This is a genomic window from Pseudomonas sp. LBUM1653, assembly GCF_059716115.1.
Genome location: NZ_CP166803.1, coordinates 2676238 through 2697889 on the forward strand (window position 1 = coordinate 2676238; position 21652 = coordinate 2697889).

Below are 21652 nucleotides of genomic sequence, written 5' to 3' on the forward strand. Positions count from 1 at the left end.
CACAGGAGCGTTGATGAATGAAACTACCAAGAATTCGCGAGCTGAAAAGTACGGATGCTCAAGCGTTGCTCGCCTTCGAAATCCGCAACCGTGAATGGTTCGAATCTCATATCGATGCGCGCGACCCTGCTTTTTATTCATTTCAGGGTGTCGCCGACCACATTGAAGGCTACTTATCCGATTTCGCCATCGGCGTTTGGCATCCGTTTGTCATTGAAGACTGCAGCGGAACAATAGTGGGACGAGCAAATCTTAAAAGCATCAACCCATCGACGGGTTCCGCGGAGGTTGGCTATCGGGTTGGTCGCGACGCTTGCGGCCAGGGGCTGGCGACACAGGCGCTCAGACATCTGATCCAGGAGGCTCAGGAGCGTTGGCAACTGACGCAACTGGTGGCTTATGTATTCAAGGAAAATGTGGGCTCAAGAAAAGTACTGGACCGGTGCGGATTCGTGCTTGAACAACCCTCCAGCAACGAAGAATCGGGGGCCGAATGCCGATTCGTCCTTTCGGTTTTTCCAGCCACTAATGCACGGTGATCGCCCAGGTGATAAACCCTGCAATTGCCGTTGTACAGGTCAAGGCGGTCAGGAAAAGACCGTCGACCAGTTTTTCCAAAAAATGATTACGGTTCAAGTTGCTGGTGCGCAGCGCCCAGTAGGATAGAAGTGTGGTAATCAAATACAGGATGGCGTTTATCGCAAGAAAGTCGTCACCCAGGGAATCTTCACTTCTGAGCGTGGTAACCACTTGGAAAATACCGATGACCGTAATGCATACGCCCACCATGGCCGCTGAAGCGGTAAAAATATGAACGCAGATATCTTCATTCAAACTGATCGGCGACTTTTTATCGTTCATGTCATGTCCCGTCAGCCAGCGCAGTGACCACCTGTTGCTCTATTTCCTTCTCATCCATCCCTCGCCCGAAGTGCTTGAGGTAGCGACCCTGACTGTCGAGTAAAAACAGGATGGTCGAGTGGTCCATCATGTACTGGTCCGATTTATCGCCGAACGGCACTTTCTTGTAATACACGTGGTAGGCATCCGTGATGTGGGCGATTTCTTGCGCCGAGCCGGTCAAGCCGACGAAATCGCTGGCGAAGTATTTCACGTACGCCTTGAGTTTACCGGGGGTGTCACGCTCCGGGTCGATGGTGACGAAGACCGGCCGCACCTTGATGCCTTGCTGTTGTTGCAATTGGCGGCTGATGCGAGCCATTTTCGCCAGGTCAGTGGGGCAGATGGCCGGGCAGGTCATGAAGCCGAAGTAGAGCAACACCGGCTCGCCGAAACTGCGCTCGTTGACCCGCTGGCCATTCTGATTGGTCAGCTGGAACGGCCCGCCAATGTCGCTGCGAGTGGCGGCGCCGGTACTCATCACCAGCCCCATCAACAGCAGCGCGCCTGCCGCGCATAGCCACTTCATCGATCAATATCCTCCGGAATAAGTCAGCGCCAGGCCGACGAGTTCGGACATCTGGCCATCCTCTTTCTGAGTGCCGGCTGACAGCCCGAGCTTGATCTGCCCGGTGATGTTGTAGGTCAGGCTCAACTCGTTGAGGTAGTCCTGGCGATCCGCGCCCCCCGTCGATTCGCGATGCTTGTCGGTGCGGGTCGCGCCCAGGGCCCAATCGCCGAAATCGAAGGTCAGCGAGGTGGTCAGGTAGCGGGTGTCATTGCCTTGAATCCCGTCTTCGTTGTCGACATCGGCGAACTCGATGAAGGGCACGATATCGAAATAACGCCCGGCCAGTGTCGGCTCCAGATCGGTACTCGGCTCATAGGCCCAGATGTAGCGGGCAGAGGCGATCTTGATGGTTTCATCGTCTTCGCCAGGTGGATTGGCCTGTGTCTCATCTTCGGCCTTTTTGTTGAACATGTAGCCGGCCTGCATTTCCAGATAAGGCACCGCTGGAATGGCTAGCCAGTTCACCGTCACTGCGTAGGAATCGAGCTTGCCGGTATTCGATGGGCCGCCGTCGCTGCGCTGCAGTTTCTCGCCATGGCGCAGATACGGTCGGCCGAGGAATGAATTGTCCGCGGTATAGAGACTCACGTTCGGCTCGATCATGCCCAGGCGCTGGTCGAAAAACCGATACGCCACGGTGCCGCCAAGCATGCCGTCGAGGTCGTAGGTACTGACGAAATCTTCGGTGTATAGGCCGGGCGCCTGGTCCTGGGCGCGGCCGAACGGCACGTGGTATTTGCCGACCGAAAAAGCTGAGTTGGCGTTGTTCTGGTAATAGTTGAGGTCGTTGATCACCAGGCCCACGTCTTCAAAAAAACGCTTCTGCCCGGGTTCAGGCCCGTCGACAGGATTGATCTCGGTGGATAGCTGGATCTGCTGATCATGGGTGAAGCGAAAGTAGAACGTGCTGTTGATGTCCGGGTAGGCGTCCGTGCTGTTGCGATTGCCGCCCTGGGGCAGGTCGCCATGCAAGTGGTCGTATTGAAAGGTCGCGTCGTAATCCATGCCGACATTGGGGTACTGCCCGTCATCGGCCAGCGTCGCCTCGACACCGCACACCGATCCCAGCATCAACACAGCCAAGCGATAGTTGCTCATGGCGCCCCCCCCTTTATTTGATCAACGGGCTGGACGCTTTCGGGTCCTGTCCGGTGTTGCGCAGGTAGGAGCACAACTGGTTGTTTTCACCGTACAGGCCACCCAGGGGTTCGAGCTTGACCGCCTGCTCGTAGTCCTCGGGCTTGACCACCTGGATCGTCTGCATCATGCCGCCGTCCTCGTGTTCGAGGATGTGGCAGTGGTAGACGAACTTGCCGAGGATCACCGGATCGCGAAAAGGGATGCGCACGGTGATCGAACCCGTGGCGGGGATGAACACGTTGTCCCGATAGCCGCTGAATTGCACCGGTTTGCCATTGATCTCGGTGACCTGGAAATCCACCTGGTGAATATGAAACTGGTGCAATTCCTGGGACGGATTGAACAGCCGCCATTCTTCGACGTCACCGAGCTTGACCGTGGTGTTGACCCGGTCCAGCTCGAAGCGTGTGCCGTTGATCAAGAACGCATTGGGGTCGGTGTCCGAGTCCTGAAAGGCGAACTGCCGCGTCTTGTTCACCGCGATCTTGCCGAAATCCTCGGCGGGCGGATAGGCGCTGGTGATTTGCCGGGTCGCGACCCGCTCGCCGCTGGAGCGCAGCACGGCAAGCCTGGCCGCCGGGTAATCATCACCCGCCGGGCCGGTGTTGCCGGAACCCGTTTCGACTTCGTAGGACCCGGCCGGTGGCCCGACCACTAACACACTGAAACGCGCCGACGGCCCGATCAGCACTTGGTCAGCGTCGACCCGGCGCGTAACGGTATTGCCGTCGCGCGACAACACCTGCATCGACTGGCCGTTGATGCGAATCCGGAAGTACTGGTTGGCGGCAATGTTGATGAAGTGCCAGAGCTGGGTCTCGCCGGGCCTGATGTCAATGACGGGCACCTCCTGGCCATTGATCGTGCGAATCGACGGGGCGCTGGTGATGATCTCGCTGGCCACTTTGCCGGTCAGGGTTTTCTGGAAATTGCGCAGGACCAGCACTTGCTCCTTGATGCCCTTGAGTTCGGGAAACGGATCGAGCATGCCATCGACCAGGATCGGTCCGGCAATCCCGGCTGACACCTGGCGCTGCGAACCACCATGAAAATGGCTGTGATACCAATAGGCGCCAGGGCTGTGCTCGAGCGGCAGCTTGACGTTGTACTCACCGACCTGATGAGGCTGGGTCACGCGGAAAATGTTGTCCCCTTGGTCCAGGGGCGACACCTGCATGCCATGGAAATGCAGGTTGGTAATTTCGTCCATGCGGTTATCCAGACGGATCGCCATGGTGCCGCCGGGTCGCGTTCGAATCAGTGGCGAATCGTAATCGCCGTTGAACACCAGGGAGACATAACGTTCGTTGCCCACATTTACCTGCTGCTCGGCCGCCGTCAGCGTGGCGTGGGTCACGCCGCTGGCATCGTAGGTGAATTCGGGATTCTGTCGCAGAGGCTGGGACGCAGGTTCAGCGGAGTGCTGGTTGGCACAACCGCTCAATGCAAGAGCGACTGCGCTTGCGCAGAGTGCAAAGGAACGGACGCTGAAAGCTCTGGGCATGATCGCGACCTTCGGTAGCTTGGCGAGGAACGACCTGTGTGGTCCGCCTGTGCGTTGCCGAAGATGATCAGAAGATACACTGGGCAATGCGCAAGGCCACGTCAGGTGTGGCCCTCAGTGTAATTGCGAACTGTTCGCAGTGTAGAACAGGCCGGGTGGCTCGCAAGTTTTTTGGATCCAGCGTTACGCCAAAGCGATGAAATGCGCTTTTATACCCAGGAAATACCGTCATTCGGCGATTTTCGACCGTCAGAGATGCTTTTTCTCTTCTTTATCCAGATGACGATCTTCCTTGTGACGTTCCTTATCCAGTTCCTTGGCTTCCTTATCAATATCCTTGCCGTCGCGGTCGACATCCTTGTCCACGTCACGAACGCCATCCCTGACGTCTTTAGCAGCATCACCTTCGGCCTGCGCGGTGCCCGTGTAAGCAATCAGCCCTGCGCCCAGCACTACAGTCACGAGAATTGCCTTGAGGATTGGCATGGGTTGGTTCCTGTTTCGTCAACGAGGAGCTGAAAAAATAGGTGCAAAGACCCGGTATTTCCATCCCGCTGGTCGTTTGTCCGGGCCGACTCGGGTCTCACCCTTTGGCCCGGTGACGCAAGCGCGAGTAGGAAATCAGCATGCTGGTCAGTTCCTGTGTCACTTGGGTGAAAGGTGACACTCGGCGGCTGATCAGGCACACCTCACTCGACTCCAAAGGCTCGCGAATCGCAATGCTGACAAGCGACGAGGAAAACAGCTTCATGTCGGCAAGCATGCCGGGCTCAATGGTCAGGTAATCCGTCTCGGAGATGATGTGCAGGATTTCCAGGAGCGATTCGGTCGTGATCGCGATCTTTGGTGGTGGCAAGCCTTGGGCGCTGAACAACTCGAGCAGATGCTTCTCTGCGCTACCTGCAACCCCGGCCGGGCGGACGCTGACCCATTGGCAATCGACCAGGTCGAGTAGCGAGCGGGCATTCGCCAGGGGATGCCCCTTGCGTGCAATGACGCTGGTTTTGGAGCGGTAAAGCCGCTCGATGTGCAGGTCGATATCGCAGACGTTGGGCGTCAGGGGGCACATCACGAAGTCGAGTCGGCCAGCGCGAATCATCTCGATCAGCATCCGCGTCTTGCCACTGGCGACGTGTAGCCGCACCTGGGGAAATCGGCGGGTAAAGCTGCTGAAGACCGGCATCAGGCAAGCCGCCAAGGGTTCCGCCGTGACACCCAATGCGATCTGGCCTTCAGGCATGCCATTGCACTGGCGGACGTCTTGTACCGCGCGATCGCAGTCCAGGATGATCGAGCGGGCCCGGATCAGGAACACCTTGCCGGCGGTGGTCAGGCTGATGCCCTGATTGGAGCGTACCAACAAGGTTGCCCCCAGTTCTTTTTCCAGGCTTTGGATCGACTCAGTCAACGTGCTTTGGGCCGCGTCCAGTTCTCGTGCCGCCGAACGAAAGCTGCCCATGTCGACCACTGAGCAGAAGGCTCGAAGCTGAACCAGCTTCATGCGGCACAGCCTCTGGGACGGTTATAGGGTGCAGTGATCCAGTTGTTGCCGTTGTGGGCAAGGGAAGCGTCGGTAGGGATAAACATTTTGAGTCTGGTGTTCATGGCTGAATTCCCAAAGGGTAAGCGTTGCGATCTGTTTCTACCGCTATCGATAAGATCGCATGCGATGGAGTTATATTCATCCAAAGACTTCATGATGTCAAAGCTAATGTGGCGCGTTGACGACGAGCGGTGGAGCAGCGGTGGTGGGCGGAAAAGGCGAAGGAGATCGGTTTTTCCGTTCTATTCGCGCTGCAGTCGTGACTATAAAATCAATCCAGTCAGTTAGTTAGCTGACGTTGTTAAATTTAAATCTCATTAAAACCTACAACAGTGGCCAATCAAAAGTTGGCGCCTGCGTATCACTTCGCGCCCAGGAATCTTGACGCTATGACCAATACAGACAATACCGCTGCAATACGTCCCTTTCATTTTTACGCCCAGGAAGCCGAACTTGCAGAGTTGCGCAGACGTATTGCAGCAACCCGCTGGCCGGACAAGGAAATAGTCAATGACTCCTCGCAAGGCGTACAAATGGCGACGATCCAGAAACTGGCCAAACACTGGGCAACCCAGTATGACTGGCGCGGCATTGAATCGAAAATAAACGCAGTTCCAAACTTCATCACCCATATTGATGGCCTTGATATCCATTTCATTCATGTCCGCTCGAAACATGAGAACGCGTTGCCACTATTGATGGCGCACGGATGGCCTGGGTCGGTGATCGAGTTGATGAAAGTCATCGGGCCACTCACCGATCCGACGGCGCACGGTGGCACTGCCGCCGATGCGTTCAGCCTGGTGATTCCATCGATGCCTGGTTATGGTTTCTCGCAAAAGCCGACCGAGGCCGGTTGGAATCCTGAGCGAATCGCCGATGCCTACATCGAGCTGATGAAGCGTCTGGGCTACACCCGCTATGGGGCACAAGGCGGTGACTGGGGATCGATTGTCGTTGATCTGATGGCTGTAAAGGCGCCAGCTGGCTTGATCGGCATTCACTCGAACATGCCTGGGGTCATCCCGCCTGAAATCGATGCGGCGTTGTTTCGCGGCGAACCGGTACCCAGTGGTCTTTCCGAGGAGGAGAAGCGCGCGGCCGATCAGCTCGCCTTCACCTACAAGCACATCGGCTACGCAATCATGATGGGGGACAGGCCTCAGTCGCTGACAGGCCTCACGGATTCCCCTGTCGGCTTGGCGGCCTTCATGCTCGATCACGATCCTAAAAGCTACGAGCTGATCGCGCGTTCGATTGACGGACAAGCGGAAGGCCTGACACCCGATGACGTCCTCGACAACATCACGCTGTTCTGGCTGACCAACACGGCCATTTCCTCCGCTCGGTTGTATTGGGAGAACAAGTCGACCTTCTTCGCGGTCAAGGGCGTCAAGATCCCGGTTGCGGTGAGCGTGTTTCCTGATGAACTCTATGCGGCGCCGAAAAGTTGGTCGCAGCAGGCCTATCCCAACCTCGTGCATTACAACGAAGTGCCCAAAGGCGGGCACTTTGCTGCATGGGAGCAGCCGGCGCTTTTCTCACAGGAAGTCCGGGCCGGATTCAAGTCGCTGAGGTAAGCCTGTAGGCGCAAGCTTGCTCGCGATGGACGCCAACGATAACGCGGGAAACCTGACGCCCCGCGGTGCTCTCAGGTTCTTCGCGAGCAGGCTCGCTCCTACAGTAATCGCGGCAAACGCATTCATCGCGATCTTGCCCGGAACCCTGTAGATACTCTGTTCACGGTCAAGCTTTCGCGAGATGTTTTTTGCTAAAAAGCTTGGCCGTATTAAATTCTTCTCCGGAGCGCATGCATGCCCATAACCCGGTTAGGTATTTGCGCATGACCGCGCCGATGGCTTGCATTTTCTTCTTGCCGCGCGCTACCAGTGCCTCGTAGAAGGCCTTCACATTCTCATCACAACGGATTGCCGTCATCGCCGGCATGAACATCGCTGCACGCAAGTAAGCATTACCGCACTTGGACATTCGTCCTGGCCGGTTCACGCTGGTGCCTGACTGGGTCAGTCTGACATCCAGGCCTGCATAGCGGCTTACCTGTGCCGATTTAAGCGTCACTGGAAGGGTCGTCAGCTCAGCCAGTGCGGCGATGGCCGAGGCCTCTCCAACGCCGGGCGCCGCCATCATGCAGCGAAACTGCAAACTCAGATCCGGGCATTTGGCGATGGCCTCACGTGCGGCTTTCTTCAAGCGATCAATCCGGGAGTCCAGTCCTGCAATCGCCTCCTTCTCATCCTCGATCAGCAGCTCCACACTCGTTTCTGTTGCTTGTAGGGCGTGTAATTCGTTTTTGGCTCGTGTTCGATGGCCAATCAGTCGGTTGATGTGGCGACCAATCGCACGCAGCATCATCTGTTCCGCAGTGGGCGGGACCCACAGCCTAGGCCCCATACGCTCGCCGTATTCGGCCAGCAGTTGGGCATCGATCTGGTCAGTCTTGCTGTTTTGCAACATCAGCTTGGCAAAGTTGTGGAAGCTTTTGGGATTGATCACCGAGACCGGCAAGCCGGCGGCGTGCAACTCCATCGCAAGATCCAGGTAGTAAATACCGGTGGCCTCCATGACAACGCTTAGCGGCTTGAGACGTAGCAGCTTTTCCACAGCGGCCTTGCGACCTTTGGGTGTGTGCTGAATGTCTCCATTGCCTGCTGCTTTGCCGTTCTGCCGCCATCCCATGGCTGAACTGCGAGCACTGATATCTATGCCGACATGCGCATTCATTGCTTTTCACTTCCTTGGCTTTAGGTAAGATTGCACCTGGTTCCCCCGACCTCGAACTTCATGCCACTGCAACCTTGTAATGCGAAGTCCGACTTGTCGGCTTCTCGATACTCTTCGTGGTGGGCAATGAGGCGGGGGGGCCTCTCTACAGACAAGGTCAGGAGCAAATCCTGCCTTCAGGAGCGATCGGCCTCCCCCAGAAACGCACTTACTTGTGTGTACGCTGCCGAGCTTAACCTCTCTCGCTGGGTACAGGGACAACATACAAGGAGCAAGCTTGCTCGCGATGGACGCCAACGATAACGCGGGAAATCTGACGCTCCGCGGTGCTCTCAGGTTCTTCGCGAGCAGGCTCGCTCCTACAGTAATCGCGGCAAACGCATTCATCGCGATCTTGCCCGGAACCCTGTAGGAGCAAGCTTGCTCGCGATGGTCGTTAACGATGACGCGCTCAGCCTGACACCCCGTGGTGTGCTCAGGTTTTTCGCGAGCAGGCTCGCTCCTACAGTAATCGCGGCCAACGCATTCATCGCGATCTTGCCCGGAACCCTGTAGGAGCAAGCTTGCTCGCGATGGTCGTTAACGATGACGCGCTCAGCCTGGCACCCCGCGGCGTGCTCAGGTTTTTCGCGAGCATGCTCGCTCCTATAGTGATCGCGGCAAACGCATTCATCGCGATCTTGCCCGGAACCCTGTAGGAGCAAGCTTGCTCGCGATGGTCGTTAACGATAACGCGCTCAGCCTGACACCCCGTGGCGTGCTCAGGTTTTTCGCGAGCAGGCTCGCTCCTACAGTAATCGCGGCAAACGCATTCATCGCGATCTTGCCCAGAACCCTGTAGGAGCAAGCTTGCTCGCGATGGTCGTTAACGATGACGCGCTCAGCCTGACACCCCGTGGCGTGCTCAGGTTTTTCGCGAGCAGGCTCGCTCCTACAGGATTTCAATACAACCCGCGCCAGCGGGTTTGTCAGTAGTCCCAGACCGCCGCTACCCAGCGAAAGGCGTCACCGTTGACGGCCACCCGGCCAACGGAGGGGAAGGGCAGGTGCGTGGCGACCAGCAGTTCACCGCTTGCCGCTGCCTCTTGCATGAGTCGGACTCGAACGCGAACCGACTCCTCAGGGTCATGTTCAAAACCGTTGTGCCAGTCGGGGTGCTCGAAGGCGACGGGGAACAGGGCGTCGCCGGCGAACGTCAACCGCTCACCGCCGGAAGTGACGTAGACCACGCTGTGCCCCGGGGTGTGACCGCCGGTGCGCTTGACGAGCACGCCCGGTGCCACCTCATGCTCCTCATCGAAGGTGCGCAGCTTGCTGTGATATTCCTGCATGAACTGCTCGGCGGTTGCCCGCAGGACATCAGGTACCGGCGACGGCATGGAGGTGAGGGAAAAATCGGGCGAGGCCCAGAACTCGACCTCGGTCGCCGCCACGTGGATCCGCAGGTCCGGGCGCAGCCGGTTCTTCACCTCGTCGACCAGCAGTCCGCCGATGTGGTCCATGTGCATGTGGGTAATCACCACGTCGGTCACGGACGAAAGATCGATACCGGCGGCCTCCAGTCGCTTGGGGAACTGCCCGGCCCGTGGAAAACCAGGGAACTGGCCACCCAGTCCTGCGTCGACGAGAATGGTCTGGTCGCCACTGCGTACCACCAGCACGTTCAACGCCCAATCGAACGCGTCCGGCCCCAGGAACATTTCCTTGAACCAGGCCACGCGGGCGGCTGGGTCGGCATTGGTGGACATGGTAGCGGTCGGCAGCGGCAGGACTCCATCGCTGATCACCAGCACGTCGATCTCGCCGACCCGCAGCGCATAGCGCGAAGGCACCAACTCCTGCGACCCCGATCCAGCGGAGTATGAAGTGTCTGGCAAACTCATGCCTGACGCTGGTTGACCGCTACTTTCCTGATGTGTACCGGCCTTTGGGGTGGGGTAATCCAGATGCGTTGCCATGGTCGTTCACCTGTCGCTAACGGATCGTTCGGGGAATCAGTGTGCAACGCCACACACCGCGCCCGATACCATACCCGCGTATAGTGGGCTTGCACTTTAGCGTGATCCTTTCCAACCAAAAGATACGCGCCTTCTCTGAGGCCAGGCATCACTGAGCGACCTGGCAGCAAGGAACACACCGCCATGATTCAGTGCAAAAGTGCTTATGCTGACGCGACTCAAGGAGACGGAAACCGTGTGCTGGTTGACCGCCTGTGGCCGCGCAATTGTCCAAAGGACAGTCTGCAATTGGCGGCATGGCTCTCCGATGTCGCCCCCTCCACGGAATTACGCCAAGCCTTCACCAGCAAAAAAATGAGTTTTGCGCAGTTCACCCTTGCCTATCGGCGGGAGCTGGCGGCCAATCCACAGAGCTGGTGGCAACTGTTGCTGCTCGCCGAAAGAGGCACGCTTACCTTGATTTTTGCGGCCAAGGATCTGCAGGCAAACAATGCCATTGTCCTGGCTCAATGGCTTGAAGATGAGTTGGATCGGCACGCGGAACCTAACTCGCCAGTGTGTTATCTGGGCGATTTTCCTGATTATTAGACCCGAGTGCTGCCGACGCTTGCCGGAAAGCGATCCCTGCAATGAAATCCTCGGAATTCATAGAGGTTCATCGCTGGCAAAAGTCTGATCGACCAGGCGAATACTGTCTCGCCCGCCACGCTTGGATTGATAGAGCGCCGCATCGCCTTGCTCGATCAGTGCCGCCAGGCTGGCCGGCGGATGGTCGAACAGGTTGGCGCCGATGCTCAGGGTCACCGCTTCGGGTGTAGCGAACGTCTGTGCGGCAGCGTGGTGAAACTGCTCACGCAACGCGCTGCCCAGCCCGACGATTTGCTCATTTGATGCATTGCTCAGCAGGATCACGAACTCGTCACCGCCCAGCCTCGCCGCCAGTGCGCCTTCGGGCAGGACCGAACGAATCATCCCGCTCAGCGTGACGAGCAGGCGGTCGCCAGCGGTATGGCCATACAGATCGTTGACCTGTTTGAAGTTGTCGATATCGATCAACAGTAACGCGCCGGGTCGAGCCGTGGAGACGTCCTCGAGCAGGCGCGTTGCTCGTACTTCGAGGGCACGGCGGTTGTACAGGGCGGTCAACGGGTCACGCGCGGCCAGCCGGGCTATGCGTTTCTCGCGCCTGTAGCGTTCGGTACCGGTCATGGACAAGGCGATCAGCATGATCGCCATCACGCCCTCGACCAGTGAAATCTGAATGATCTCGCCACGAAACGCGGCAAGATCGATCAGCGTGCCGGGAACGACGGCCGTTATCGACTTGGCAAGATAGAACAGTCCATGGACCAGCAACACATAGCGCAGTTGCACCGCCCCCACGCTCAAGGACTTGCCATGGGGACGCAGGAGGAAACTGGCCCTGAGTGTCACCAGGGCCACCAGCAGCGAATTGGCCAATAGAATGACCTTCGACCAGGATGGCTCGTCCGGCAACAACAGCAAGGCCATCCAGGCGATGAAGATCAGGTACCAGGCACGCGACAGACGCGTCTGCGTGAAGCGCGCGACACCCAGCAGGAAACACCAATGGGCCACCACCAGCAGGCCATTGGCAAACCAGATGCCGACCAGCAAGAGGCCGTACCCGCGCAGCAAGGCGAGTGTCGACCCCAGGGTGATCGTTGCGAAACCCGCGCTCCAGAACAACAGCGAGGGCTCGCGAATGCTCCGCCATTCGATCGCCAGGTACAGCGCGGCGGCCGCTGCGAGGGCGATCGAAAGTGTCAACATCGTGGGAGGGTCGAGCGCCATAACCTGTAGAACCTTTCTGATCTGCGGTGAAAGGCGGGATTGTAAAGGCTTGAGCCGGTTTTTTCGCAGATCTCACCGCATTGGAAAAAGGTGCTGCCAGGATCGCGCGCTGCCCATTAATGATTCAGCGGGCCTGCCAATCACGCAACCATTGCAAACCCTCGCTGGTGTTGCCGCGCGGCCGGTACTCGCATCCCACCCAACCGCTGTAGCCCAGCTTATCAATCAGATTGAACAGGTAGGGATAATTCAACTCGTTGCGCATGTCCGGTTCGTGGCGATCCGGCACTCCCGCGATCTGGATATGCCCGATGCCGGCGAAATCCCGACGCAGCTTCGTCGCCACGTCGCCCTCTACGATCTGACAATGGTAGATGTCGAACTGCACCTTGAGATTGGCCTTGCCGACCGCTTTGCAGATGGCCTGTGCCTGATGCTGGTGGTTGAGGAAAAAGCCCGGCATGTCACGGGTGTTGATCGGCTCCAGCAACACGGTGACGCCGACCTTGGCCGCTTGCGTCGCCGCGTGGCTTAGGTTTTCCAGGTAGGTTTCGTGGTGTCGGGCACGGTCTGCTTCGCTCGCCAGCAGCCCGGCCATGACGTGGATGCGGTCATTGCCCAGGATCGCGGCATACTCCAGGGCCTGGTCGAAACCTTCGCGAAACTCCGATTCGCGGCCAGGCAGGGACACGGTGCCTTTTTCGCCCGCCGCAATATTGCCGGGCGGCGCGTTGAACAGGGCCTGGACCAGGCCATTGTCGTCCAACTGCTGTTTAAGCTGTTGCGCGCTGTAGTCGTAGGGGAACATGTATTCCACCGCCTGGAAACCATCGGCGGCGGCCGCGGCGAAGCGGTCAAGAAAATCGTGTTCCGGGTAGAGCATGCTGAGGTTGGCAGCGAAACGAGGCATGGTTACTCCTGAAATCAAAAATACTGTGGGAGCGAGCCTGCTCGCGAAAAACGTCCGGACAACGCGATCATTCAGACAGTGCGCGCCATCGTTATCGTCCATCGCGAGCATGCTCGCTCCTACAAGGACTGCGCGGTACCTGTGGGAGCGAGCCTGCTCGCGAAAAACCTGAGAGCGCTGCGGGGTGTCAGGCTGCCAGCGTTATCGTTGTCGTCCATCGCGAGCAGGCTCGCTCCTACAAGGGTAAGGCCCGGGGGGTTACCACTGCACGCCAAAAACTTCGCGCAGTTCTTCCAGCGCGGCCTGGTCGAGCGGGGCCGGCTTGGGGTTGCTCATCAGCCAGAGGCGCGCCGTTTCTTCCAGCTCTTCCAGGGCATAGCTCGCCCTCGACACCGAGCTTTCCCATACCACCGGACCCAGCCGCTCGAGCATGACCCCGCGCACGCTGTTGGCCAGTTGCGCAACCCGCTCGGCCACCTTCGGCGAGCCGGGACGTTCATAAGCGATCAACGGGATGTGCCCGACCTTCATCACCTGATAGGGGGTCAGCGGCGGCAAGATGTCATCCTCCTGCCAGACCCCGGCCAACGTCAACGCCACCAGATGCGTCGAGTGGGTGTGGACCACGCCGCCGACATCCGGGTTGCGATCATAGACCTGACGATGCAAGGCCAGAGTCTTTGACGGTTTGTCTCCGCTGACCCATTCCCCTGCCAGGTTGACCTTGGACAAGGCGGCCGGATCCAGACGGCCCAGGCAAGCGTCCGTGGGCGTGATCAACCAACCATCGTCGAGCCGGGCGCTGATGTTGCCGGCACTGCCTACCGTGTAGCCACGGCTGTACAACAGGCCGCCGACGTCACAGATTTCTTCGCGCAGGGCGTTTTCGTTGTTCATGCCTGAACTCCCGCCAGATGCTTGAGCGCCTTGGCGAAGAAGTCAGGGCCACCGAAGTTGCCGGACTTGAGCGCCAGGGCCAGTGGTTCCCCGGGCGTGCTGACGCAGGCGGGCACGCCCGGGTCGATTTGCGCACCGATCTGCAAAAGCTGGATATCCAGGGCTTGAACCACGGCCCCGGAGGTTTCCCCGCCGGCGACCACAAAGCGCCGCACACCGGCCTGGTGCAGCCCGCTGGCTATCCGGCCCATGGCCTGCTCGACCATATTCCCCGCGCGCTCGGTACCCAGCTCACGTTGTACGGTCTTGACCTCATCCGGGGAGCTGGTGGCGTAGATCAATACCGTTTCTGCAGTGTCAGCGGCGAAGGCCAGTGCCTGCTCGAGGACCGGCTCTCCCGCAGCCAACGCCAGCGGGTCGATCCGAAAGGCCGGACGACCTGCCTGCAGCCAGCTCGCCACTTGCCCGTTGGTGGCTTGAGAAGCGCTGCCCGCGAGCACCACTTCGCCGCCTTCGACCGCAGGTATCTGAGCGGCGTCCAGGTCACGCAGTTTGCCGGCCCGACGGAAGTTGTCCGGCAAGCCCAACGCCAGCCCCGAACCACCGGTAAGCAGCGCAAAATCGGCGCAGGCTTCGCCCAACAGATGCAGGTCCGCATCGGACACGGCATCGGCGACCGCCATGCGCACACCCTCGGCCCGAAGCTGCGTCATGCGGGTGCGAATGCTCTCGACGCCCTTGGACACAGTGTCATGGCGCAGCAGGCCGACTTTGCCTTGGCTCTGCGCTTGCAGCACCCGAACCAGATTCGCGTCAGTCATCGGTGTCAGCGGGTGATGCTGCATGCCCGACTCGCTGAGCAACTCGTCCTGGACTAACAAATGCCCGCGAAACACCGTGCGCCCGTTTTCCGGGAAGGCGGGGCACGCGAGGGTGAAATCACTGTCCAGCGCGTCCAGCAGGGCTTCGCTGACCGGGCCGATGTTGCCGGCAGCGGTAGAGTCGAACGTCGAGCAGTACTTGAAGAAAATCTGTTCGCAACCACGCTCACGCAGCCAGTGCAGCGCTTCGAGCGACGCTTTCACGGCATCGGCCGCCGGCACCGTCCGGGATTTCAGGGCGATGACGATCGCGTCGGCGTCGAGTCGTTCGGCGACCTCGGCGCCGGGTATGCCGATGCTCTGCACGGTGCGCATACCGCCGCGCACCAGCATGTTGGCAAGGTCTGTCGCACCGGTGAAATCGTCAGCGATGCAACCCAGCAGAGGGCGGGCAGGGGCATTCAACATGTTGAGCTCCTCAATCGGGTTCATCCGGGCAGATATTCAGTCATGAACTGCTTGATCACGGCGCTGAAATCCTCATCCGCGGTGAACCCCAGATCCCGGGAATAGGTGGCGAAAAAGGCCCCTGGCCACGAACCGACGATGCGCTCGATCGCCGGATTGCGCTCCATGCGAATCCGTTCGACCACTTGCGCGCCGGCGATCTGCCGCAGGGCATCGATCATCCGTTCGACGGTAATCGACAGGCCCGGCATGTTGATCACCCGACCCTCGGTCAATTGCTCGCCTGATAGCTCATGACCATGGATCAGGTTTTCAATCGCAAGCCTTGGCGACATCAGCCACAGCCGCGTATCGAGGGCCACTGGACACACGCTGGGCTGACCATTGAGCGGTTCGCGGATGATGCCGCTGGCAAAGCTCGAAGCGGCCAGGTTGGGTTTGCCCGGGCGCACCACGATGGTCGGCATGCGCAGGCTGCGGCCATCGACGAAGCCGCGTCGGCTGTAGTCCGCCAGCAGCAGATCGTTCATGGCTTTCTGCGTGCCGTAGGAGCTCTGCGGCGCCCAGACTTGATCATCCCGGACGCGTTCCGGCAGTTGCCCGCCGAACACCGCAACGGAGCTGGTCATCACCCATTTCGGGCAGGTGCCGAGCAGGCGAATGCGTTCGAGCATATTCTGGGTTGCCGTGAAGTTGATGCGCATGCCCAGTTCGAAGTCGGCCTCCGCCTGGCTGGAAACCACCGCCGCCAAATGGAAGATGCTGTCAGTGGTTTCGTCGATCAAACTGCCCAGCACTTCAGGGTTGGCGATATCGCCACACACCACCGTTAACCGCGGATCATCGATGCCCTCGAGCGCGACCATGTCGAAGGCGACGATTTGCCCGATGGGTCGGGACTGGCCTGCGCGGTCGGTGAGCGAGCCACGCAGCAGCAGGGCTTCGATCAGACGGCGGCCAAGGAAGCCGGCTGCACCGGTCACGAGAATTTTCATGAGTTACTCCAAACGTCAACGGTTGACGAGTTTTCCGGGAATTCTGAAGACCAGCAGGGCGCCGAGGAACAGCGCGCTTGCCATCACATACATGCCGATCGTGGTGCTGTGGGTCGTGTCTTTGAGGAAACCCATCAGGTACGGCGAGACGAAGCCCGCCAGGTTGCCCCAGGAGTTGATCAGGGCAATGCCGGCGGCCGCGGCGGTGCCGCCGAGGAAGGCAGTTGGCAGGCTCCAGAACAGCGGCAGGGTGCTCATCGCTCCCATGGAGCCAAGGGTCAGGCCGATCATCGACACCGTGAAGTTGTCGCTCCAGGTGGCGGAAATGAACAGGCCGATACCGCCCAGCACCGCGGTCAGCGCCAGATGCCAGCGACGTTCGCGCAGCCGGTCCGCGCTACGCGACACCAGGATCATGGTCATTGCGGCGGCGGCATAAGGGATGGCGGTGAGCATGCCGACCTGCAATACATCGCTGACGCCGGCCTGGCGGATCAGCGTCGGCAACCAGAAGCCCACGGTGTAGAAGCCGGCGATCATGCAGAAATAGATGGCCGTCAGCAGCCAGATGCGCGGCTGCAGGAACACCTCTTTCAGGCTGTGTTTCTGGTGGCCGGCGGATTCCGCGTCGATGCGCGTCTGCAGCAGGTTTTTCTCTTCCCGGGTGAGCCAGCCGGCACTGGAGATACGGTCGCTGAGGCAGAAGATCACCAGGATGCCGACGGCGATCGAGGGCAGCCCTTCGAGAAAGAACAGCCACTGCCAGCCGGCAAACCCATGGTCACCGTTGAAGGCGCTCATGATCCAGCCGGACAGGGGCGCACCGATCAGTCCGGACAGCGGCACTGCCGTGGCGAACAGGGCATACATCTTGCCGCGGCGATGGGTCGGGAACCAGTAGGACAGATAGAGGATGACACCCGGGTAGAACCCGGCCTCGGCGATCCCCAGCAGAAAGCGCATGATGTAGAAGGACATTGGCGTACTGACCAGTGCCATGGCCGAGGAGATGATGCCCCAGGTGATCATGATGCGCGCGATCCACAACCGCGCGCCGACGCGATGCAGGATCAGGTTGCTGGGAATTTCCACGAGGAAGTAGGCAATGAAGAAAATCCCTGCGCCAAGACCGTAGACAGCTTCGGAAAATTGCAGATCGTCGGACATCTGCAATTTGGCGAAACCCACGTTCACCCGATCCAGATAGGCGACGAGGTAGCACAGCAATAACAGCGGCAGTATACGCCACGCGACCTTGCGATACGCCAGGTCCTCGAAGCGATCAGCGGGCGCGATGGCACCGGTTTGAATCACTGATTCAGTCATGTGTTTCCCCCATCCTTATTTTTGTAGTGGGTGACGTTATTTTTATCGGACTTACATGAAGATCGGTTTTTTATCATAATACGTCATACGAATTCAAGGAGCATAAACCAAAGAGGACGACGGGTACTAAAATGCAGTACCGTTCACCGATTTGAGCCCAGAGATGCCTATGCCCACTCCTGATAAATCCCCCTGTTCCGCCGAGGCGCTGGCCGTTCTGAAGGATGCAGCCAAGGGCACGCTGTCCGATCAGGTGACGGCGGCCCTGAAGGCCTACATCGCCAATGGCGAAGTGCTGCCGGGCGCGCGCCTGCCCACCGAGCCCGTGCTCTCGGAGCGTTTCGGAGTCAGCAGGACAGTCATCCGCGAGGCGATCTCGCGCCTGAAATCAGCCGGCCTGGTCGAGGTCCGCCAAGGCAGCGGTACCGTCGTCAGCGAAGGCGCGCACATCAAGGCATTCACCATCGACCTGGATGTCAGCGGGTCGATCGAGGCGGTATTGCGCGTTACCGAACTGCGCCGCGGTATCGAAGGGGAGGCGGCGGCACTCGCGGCACAGCGCCATTCGCCAGCGCAGCTGGAGGCCATCCACCAGGCGCTCAAGGCCATCGATGCCGCCGAGCAGGCGGGGCGCGATGGCGTCGAGGAAGACCTGGCGTTCCATCACTCCATTTCCAGGGCAACGGGTAATCCGCTGTACCCGTCACTGCACGAATTTATCGCTCAGTACATCAAGGAGGCGATCCGCATCACCCGCTCCAACGAGGAGCGCCGCCGCGACCTCGCCAAGACGGTGCATGTCGAACACTCTGCCGTGTACGCGGCCATCGCCGCACGAGACCCTGAAGGCGCGCGCCATGCCGCGCTCAACCACATCAACAATGCGGTCGAGCGGCTCAAGAGTGCCGATCCCGCGTTCTGGCAGAATCCGGGGGCGAGAACCTTGTAGCTCCGCGCGCGGTTGCCTGTGCGGATCAGGCATCACCTCGGTCCTGTAGGAGCCCGGCTTGCGGGCGAAGGCGTCCTGGAATATTGCGTTGTCCTTTCGGGCCTTTTCGCCGGCAAGCCTGGCTCCTACGACGTTTTGCGCAGGGCGTGGATGCGTGGTCGCCGCGGACCTGTAGGAGCCCGGCTTGCCGGCGAAGGCGTCCTCGAATAGTGCTTTGATCTTTCGGGTCTCTTCGCCGGCAAGCCTGGCTCCTACGATATTTGCGCAGGGCGTGGATGCATGTTCGCCTCCAGCCTGTAGGAGCCCGGCTTGCCAGCGAAGGCGTCCTGGAATATTGCGTTGTCCTTTCGGGCCTCTTCGCCGGCAAGCCGGGCTCCTACGATATTTGCGCAGGGCGTGGATGTGTGGTCGCCGCGGACCTGTAGGAGCCCGGCTTGCCGGCGAAGGCGGCCTCGAATATTGCGTTGACTTTTCGGGCCTCTTCGCCGGCAAGCCTGGCTCCTACGATATTTGCGCAGGGCGTGGATGCGTGTTCGCCTCGAGCCTGTGGGAGCCCGGCTTGCCGGCGAAGGCGTCCTCGAATAGTGCATTGATCTTTCGGGCCTTTTCCCCGGCAAGTCTGGCTCCTACGACGTTTTGCGCAGGGCGTGGATGCGTGGTCGCCGCGGACCTGTAGGAGCCCGGCTTGCCGGCGAAGGCGGCCTCGAATATTGCGTTGACCTTTCGGGCCTCTTCGCCAGCAGCCTGGCTCCTACGATGTTTTGCGCAGGGCGTGGAGCCTCGGCTGCAAGCCAGAGCCTCACAGCAGGCTCCACGACACCCCGACATACACCCCCAGACCTTCACCCGGCGTCGACCGCGCCGCATCCAGCCCTTTGTCGTCATAGCCCGGAGTGACGGTGGCGGCGTAGTGCTTGTCGGTCAGGTTGCGCATGTCCAGCCACGTCTGCCAGTCACCCTTGGGCGCGTTGTAGCCCAGGGTCGCGCCGAACAGCGCGTAGGGATCGGCGTAGTAGCTGTTGGCGTAATCGACCGCCACCTTGGACACCCATTGCGTGTTGAGCGCGGCGAAGAAGCCTTGGGGCCAGTCGTAGCGCAGTTCGCCCTGGTAGTAGTGCATCGGCAGGCCCGGCAGGCGGTTGTCGCCGAAGCGCTCGTCGTCGCGGTAATGGAAGTCGCTGAAGGTATAGCTCTGGCGAAGGCTCAGTTGACCGCCATCGTCGCCAGACCAAAGGTTGCTCAGCAGGCTGGCTTCTACGCCCTGGTGTACGGTAGGGCTGGCGTTGAGCTCGTAGGGCGTGGTGGCGTTGGCATCCGGCAACACCGAGAGCAATTCGTGGCGCACCTGGGCGTAGTACCAGGCCAGGCTCCATTGGCCCATCGCGCTGTCGCCGCGACCGCCCAGCTCAAGGGTGGTGGCGGTTTGGTTCTGCAGCTCGACCGGATCGCGCTGGGTGCCGGTGGCGGGGCCGCTGCCTGCCGGGAATCGTACGTTGGAGCTGTAGATCAGCGACCAGGGGTGCGGCGCCTCGACCGAACGGCTGAGATTGCCGAATAGTTGCAGGTCGGGTGTCAGTTGGTAGCGCAGGCCCAGGCGCGGGGCGTAGTCCCAGTCGCCCTGACTGGTCTTGCCACCCCCTTGCGGGTAAGTCACCGCGCTTTCCCGGCGGGTGTAGATGGCTGCCAGGCCGGTGGTCAGCCACAGGTCGTCGGCGATCTCCAGGTCATTGCCCATGTGCAGGACGCTGTCCGAACCCTGGTAGGTGAAGTTACGCATATGTGTGCCCGGCGCATAGCCTGCGGTGTTGCCAGTTGGGATGCGCACCAGCTCACTGGCGCCGGCATTGGGCAGGTGCTTGGTCACGCGCAGGCCCAGCGTGCTCTGGCTCTGCAGGCCCCAGATAGTGTCGCGACGCTTGTAGTCGAACGTGCCACTGACATCCGTGTACGCCACCTTGAGGCGGTTGGGGCCTTCGCGTAAGTCCATGGGATAGTCATGGTAGGCAAGGCCGGCCTCGATGCTCGAATCGTCATCGATGTAGTAGGTGGTCTTGTTGCCGATAAAGGTGCTGCCCGGTTGTTCACGGCGATCGTCGCGCGCCACGTAAGCGGGGTTGGCCGCCCGCGGGTCATGCTCGATGGAGTGCTTGGTGACCCGGCCGGCGAGGTCGTTGTCGGTCTGGCGATAGCGCAGGTAGAAGCGCGTTTCCAGGTTCGGGTTGAAGCGGTAACCGAAGTTGGCGATGACGCCCTGGCTCTCGCTGGCGGTGTGATCCTGATAGCCGTCCGCGCGCGCGTCGGTCAGGGCCAGGTAGTAGTCGAAGTCGCCCAGCACCTGCCCGGAGCTGACCTGGCGTTGCTGATAACCGTGGCTGCCCGTGGCGTAGCGCACCTGCAACCGCGGTGCGTTGTAGCCGGTATGGCTGACGTAATCGATGGCCCCGCCCAAGGCCAGGGCGCCCCGGTCGAAACCGTTGGCGCCGCGCAGCACCTCCACATGGTCAAGCCAAAGCGGCTCGAGCAGCTCATAGGGCGTGCCGCCGGGACCGGTCAGCGGCAGGCCGTCGAGCATGGCGTACAGGCCCGAGGCATGGGCGCCCGGCGCACGGTTGATCCCCGACCCGCGAATCGAGATCTTCACCCCTTCGTTGCCCGCCGACTGGGCATAGATGCCTGGCTGATAAGCCAGCACATCCTGATTGCTCGCCACCCGGCCCTGCAGTGGGCGGCGCATGTCGACCACGTTGGTGCCGCCAGGTACCTGGTCGAGCCGCGCCTTGGCGTCCTCGATCGCCTGGTCCTCGTCACTCTGGTCCTCGGCCCCGATCAGCACTTGTCCCAGCTCCAGGCCCTGGGCGTTGGCCATCGCCGGACAGACAAGGGCCAGGCCGAGCAACGCGGCGGACAGGGATTGGGGCGAGGGCATTGAGAAAACTCCAGACAAAGGGAAGCGGGCAGTGAAGTCTGCGACGTATGAAAGAACGAAGTGAGCACATGGCGATTTGGCTATTTTGCCAGGAATAGGCTCATCGGCAGGGGCCAGCCTGCGGTGAAATTGCGACCGCCGATGTCGTCGCGCAAAGAACGGGGAGAGTGCGGAAGGGGCGCCTACT

At 60.1% G+C, this 21652-nt stretch carries 19 protein-coding genes and 2 pseudogenes; 6 read left to right on the plus strand and 15 right to left on the minus strand.

What is annotated here, in order from left to right; genetic code table 11:
• Positions 1–17 precede the first annotated feature (17 nt).
• Positions 18–539, plus strand: a complete 522-nt coding sequence (locus tag ACA054_RS12215; protein WP_497689602.1) for a GNAT family N-acetyltransferase — start codon at positions 18–20, stop codon at positions 537–539.
• Here the strand turns inward: ACA054_RS12215 and ACA054_RS12220 are convergent.
• From ACA054_RS12220 to ACA054_RS12245, 6 genes are all read right to left on the minus strand, one after another.
• A complete protein-coding gene (locus ACA054_RS12220; protein WP_497689603.1) occupies positions 526–861 on the minus strand; it encodes a hypothetical protein in 336 nt (111 codons plus the stop codon). The genes ACA054_RS12215 and ACA054_RS12220 overlap by 14 nt on opposite strands.
• Before the next feature lies 1 nt (position 862).
• Positions 863–1429, minus strand: coding sequence for an SCO family protein (locus tag ACA054_RS12225; RefSeq protein ID WP_497689604.1), 567 nt, complete (start codon positions 1427–1429; stop codon positions 863–865).
• 3 nt (positions 1430–1432) lie between these two features.
• A complete protein-coding gene (locus ACA054_RS12230) occupies positions 1433–2569 on the minus strand; it encodes a hypothetical protein (RefSeq protein WP_497689605.1) in 1137 nt (378 codons plus the stop codon).
• Positions 2570–2582: 13 nt separating this feature from the next.
• On the minus strand, positions 2583–4115 hold the full coding sequence (locus ACA054_RS12235) for a multicopper oxidase family protein (RefSeq protein ID WP_497689606.1): 1533 nt from the start codon (positions 4113–4115) through the stop codon (positions 2583–2585).
• 249 nt (positions 4116–4364) lie between these two features.
• On the minus strand, positions 4365–4601 hold the full coding sequence (locus tag ACA054_RS12240) for a hypothetical protein (protein ID WP_497689607.1): 237 nt from the start codon (positions 4599–4601) through the stop codon (positions 4365–4367).
• 97 nt (positions 4602–4698) lie between these two features.
• Complete coding sequence (locus ACA054_RS12245; protein WP_497689608.1) at positions 4699–5616, minus strand: LysR substrate-binding domain-containing protein; 918 nt, start codon at positions 5614–5616, stop codon at positions 4699–4701.
• A gap of 431 nt (positions 5617–6047) precedes the next feature.
• Between ACA054_RS12245 and ACA054_RS12250 the strand changes: the two genes are divergently transcribed.
• Positions 6048–7238 carry an epoxide hydrolase family protein gene (locus ACA054_RS12250; RefSeq protein WP_497689609.1) on the plus strand — a complete coding sequence of 397 codons (1191 nt, stop codon included), beginning with the start codon at positions 6048–6050 and terminating at the stop codon, positions 7236–7238.
• 166 nt (positions 7239–7404) lie between these two features.
• Here ACA054_RS12250 and ACA054_RS12255 read toward each other — a convergent pair whose 3' ends face one another.
• Positions 7405–8400 (minus strand): IS110 family RNA-guided transposase, encoded by a 996-nt coding sequence (locus ACA054_RS12255; protein WP_497685826.1) that lies wholly within the window; start codon positions 8398–8400, stop codon positions 7405–7407.
• A gap of 429 nt (positions 8401–8829) precedes the next feature.
• Between ACA054_RS12255 and ACA054_RS12260 the strand changes: the two are divergent.
• Both ACA054_RS12260 and ACA054_RS12265 read left to right on the plus strand, forming a co-directional pair.
• Positions 8830–8928: pseudogene (locus tag ACA054_RS12260) on the plus strand (outer membrane lipoprotein carrier protein LolA); the annotation flags it as partial.
• A gap of 187 nt (positions 8929–9115) precedes the next feature.
• Positions 9116–9214: pseudogene (locus tag ACA054_RS12265) on the plus strand (outer membrane lipoprotein carrier protein LolA); the annotation flags it as partial.
• 154 nt (positions 9215–9368) lie between these two features.
• Here ACA054_RS12265 and ACA054_RS12270 read toward each other — a convergent pair.
• The gene (locus tag ACA054_RS12270; RefSeq protein WP_497689610.1) at positions 9369–10358 is read right to left on the minus strand and encodes an MBL fold metallo-hydrolase; all 990 of its coding nucleotides are present in this window, start codon (positions 10356–10358) and stop codon (positions 9369–9371) included.
• 183 nt (positions 10359–10541) lie between these two features.
• On the opposite strand from ACA054_RS12270, the gene ACA054_RS12275 reads away from it, so the two are divergent.
• On the plus strand, positions 10542–10946 hold the full coding sequence (locus ACA054_RS12275; RefSeq protein WP_497689611.1) for a DUF488 domain-containing protein: 405 nt from the start codon (positions 10542–10544) through the stop codon (positions 10944–10946).
• A gap of 57 nt (positions 10947–11003) precedes the next feature.
• Here the strand turns inward: ACA054_RS12275 and ACA054_RS12280 are convergent, their stop codons facing one another.
• From ACA054_RS12280 to ACA054_RS12305, 6 genes are all read right to left on the minus strand, one after another.
• Positions 11004–12173: a GGDEF domain-containing protein gene (locus ACA054_RS12280; RefSeq protein ID WP_497689612.1), complete on the minus strand. Its 1170-nt coding sequence runs from the start codon at positions 12171–12173 to the stop codon at positions 11004–11006.
• Positions 12174–12297: 124 nt separating this feature from the next.
• Positions 12298–13083, minus strand: a complete 786-nt coding sequence (gene otnI, locus ACA054_RS12285; protein WP_497689613.1) for a 2-oxo-tetronate isomerase — start codon at positions 13081–13083, stop codon at positions 12298–12300.
• A gap of 258 nt (positions 13084–13341) precedes the next feature.
• A complete protein-coding gene (otnC, locus tag ACA054_RS12290; RefSeq protein ID WP_497689614.1) occupies positions 13342–13980 on the minus strand; it encodes a 3-oxo-tetronate 4-phosphate decarboxylase in 639 nt (212 codons plus the stop codon).
• Entirely contained in the window at positions 13977–15269 is a 1293-nt protein-coding gene (gene otnK, locus ACA054_RS12295) for a 3-oxo-tetronate kinase (RefSeq protein WP_497689615.1), read from the minus strand. The genes otnC and otnK overlap by 4 nt, the downstream gene beginning before the upstream one ends.
• A gap of 20 nt (positions 15270–15289) precedes the next feature.
• Positions 15290–16264 (minus strand): D-erythronate dehydrogenase, encoded by a 975-nt coding sequence (gene denD / locus ACA054_RS12300; protein WP_497689616.1) that lies wholly within the window; start codon positions 16262–16264, stop codon positions 15290–15292.
• A gap of 15 nt (positions 16265–16279) precedes the next feature.
• On the minus strand, positions 16280–17590 hold the full coding sequence (locus ACA054_RS12305; RefSeq protein ID WP_497689617.1) for an MFS transporter: 1311 nt from the start codon (positions 17588–17590) through the stop codon (positions 16280–16282).
• Positions 17591–17753: 163 nt separating this feature from the next.
• Between ACA054_RS12305 and ACA054_RS12310 the strand changes: the two genes are divergently transcribed.
• Positions 17754–18539, plus strand: coding sequence for a FadR/GntR family transcriptional regulator (locus ACA054_RS12310; RefSeq protein ID WP_497689618.1), 786 nt, complete (start codon positions 17754–17756; stop codon positions 18537–18539).
• A gap of 799 nt (positions 18540–19338) precedes the next feature.
• On the opposite strand, the gene ACA054_RS12315 is transcribed toward ACA054_RS12310, so the two are convergent.
• Positions 19339–21465 (minus strand): TonB-dependent receptor family protein, encoded by a 2127-nt coding sequence (locus ACA054_RS12315; protein ID WP_497689619.1) that lies wholly within the window; start codon positions 21463–21465, stop codon positions 19339–19341.
• Positions 21466–21652 lie beyond the last annotated feature (187 nt).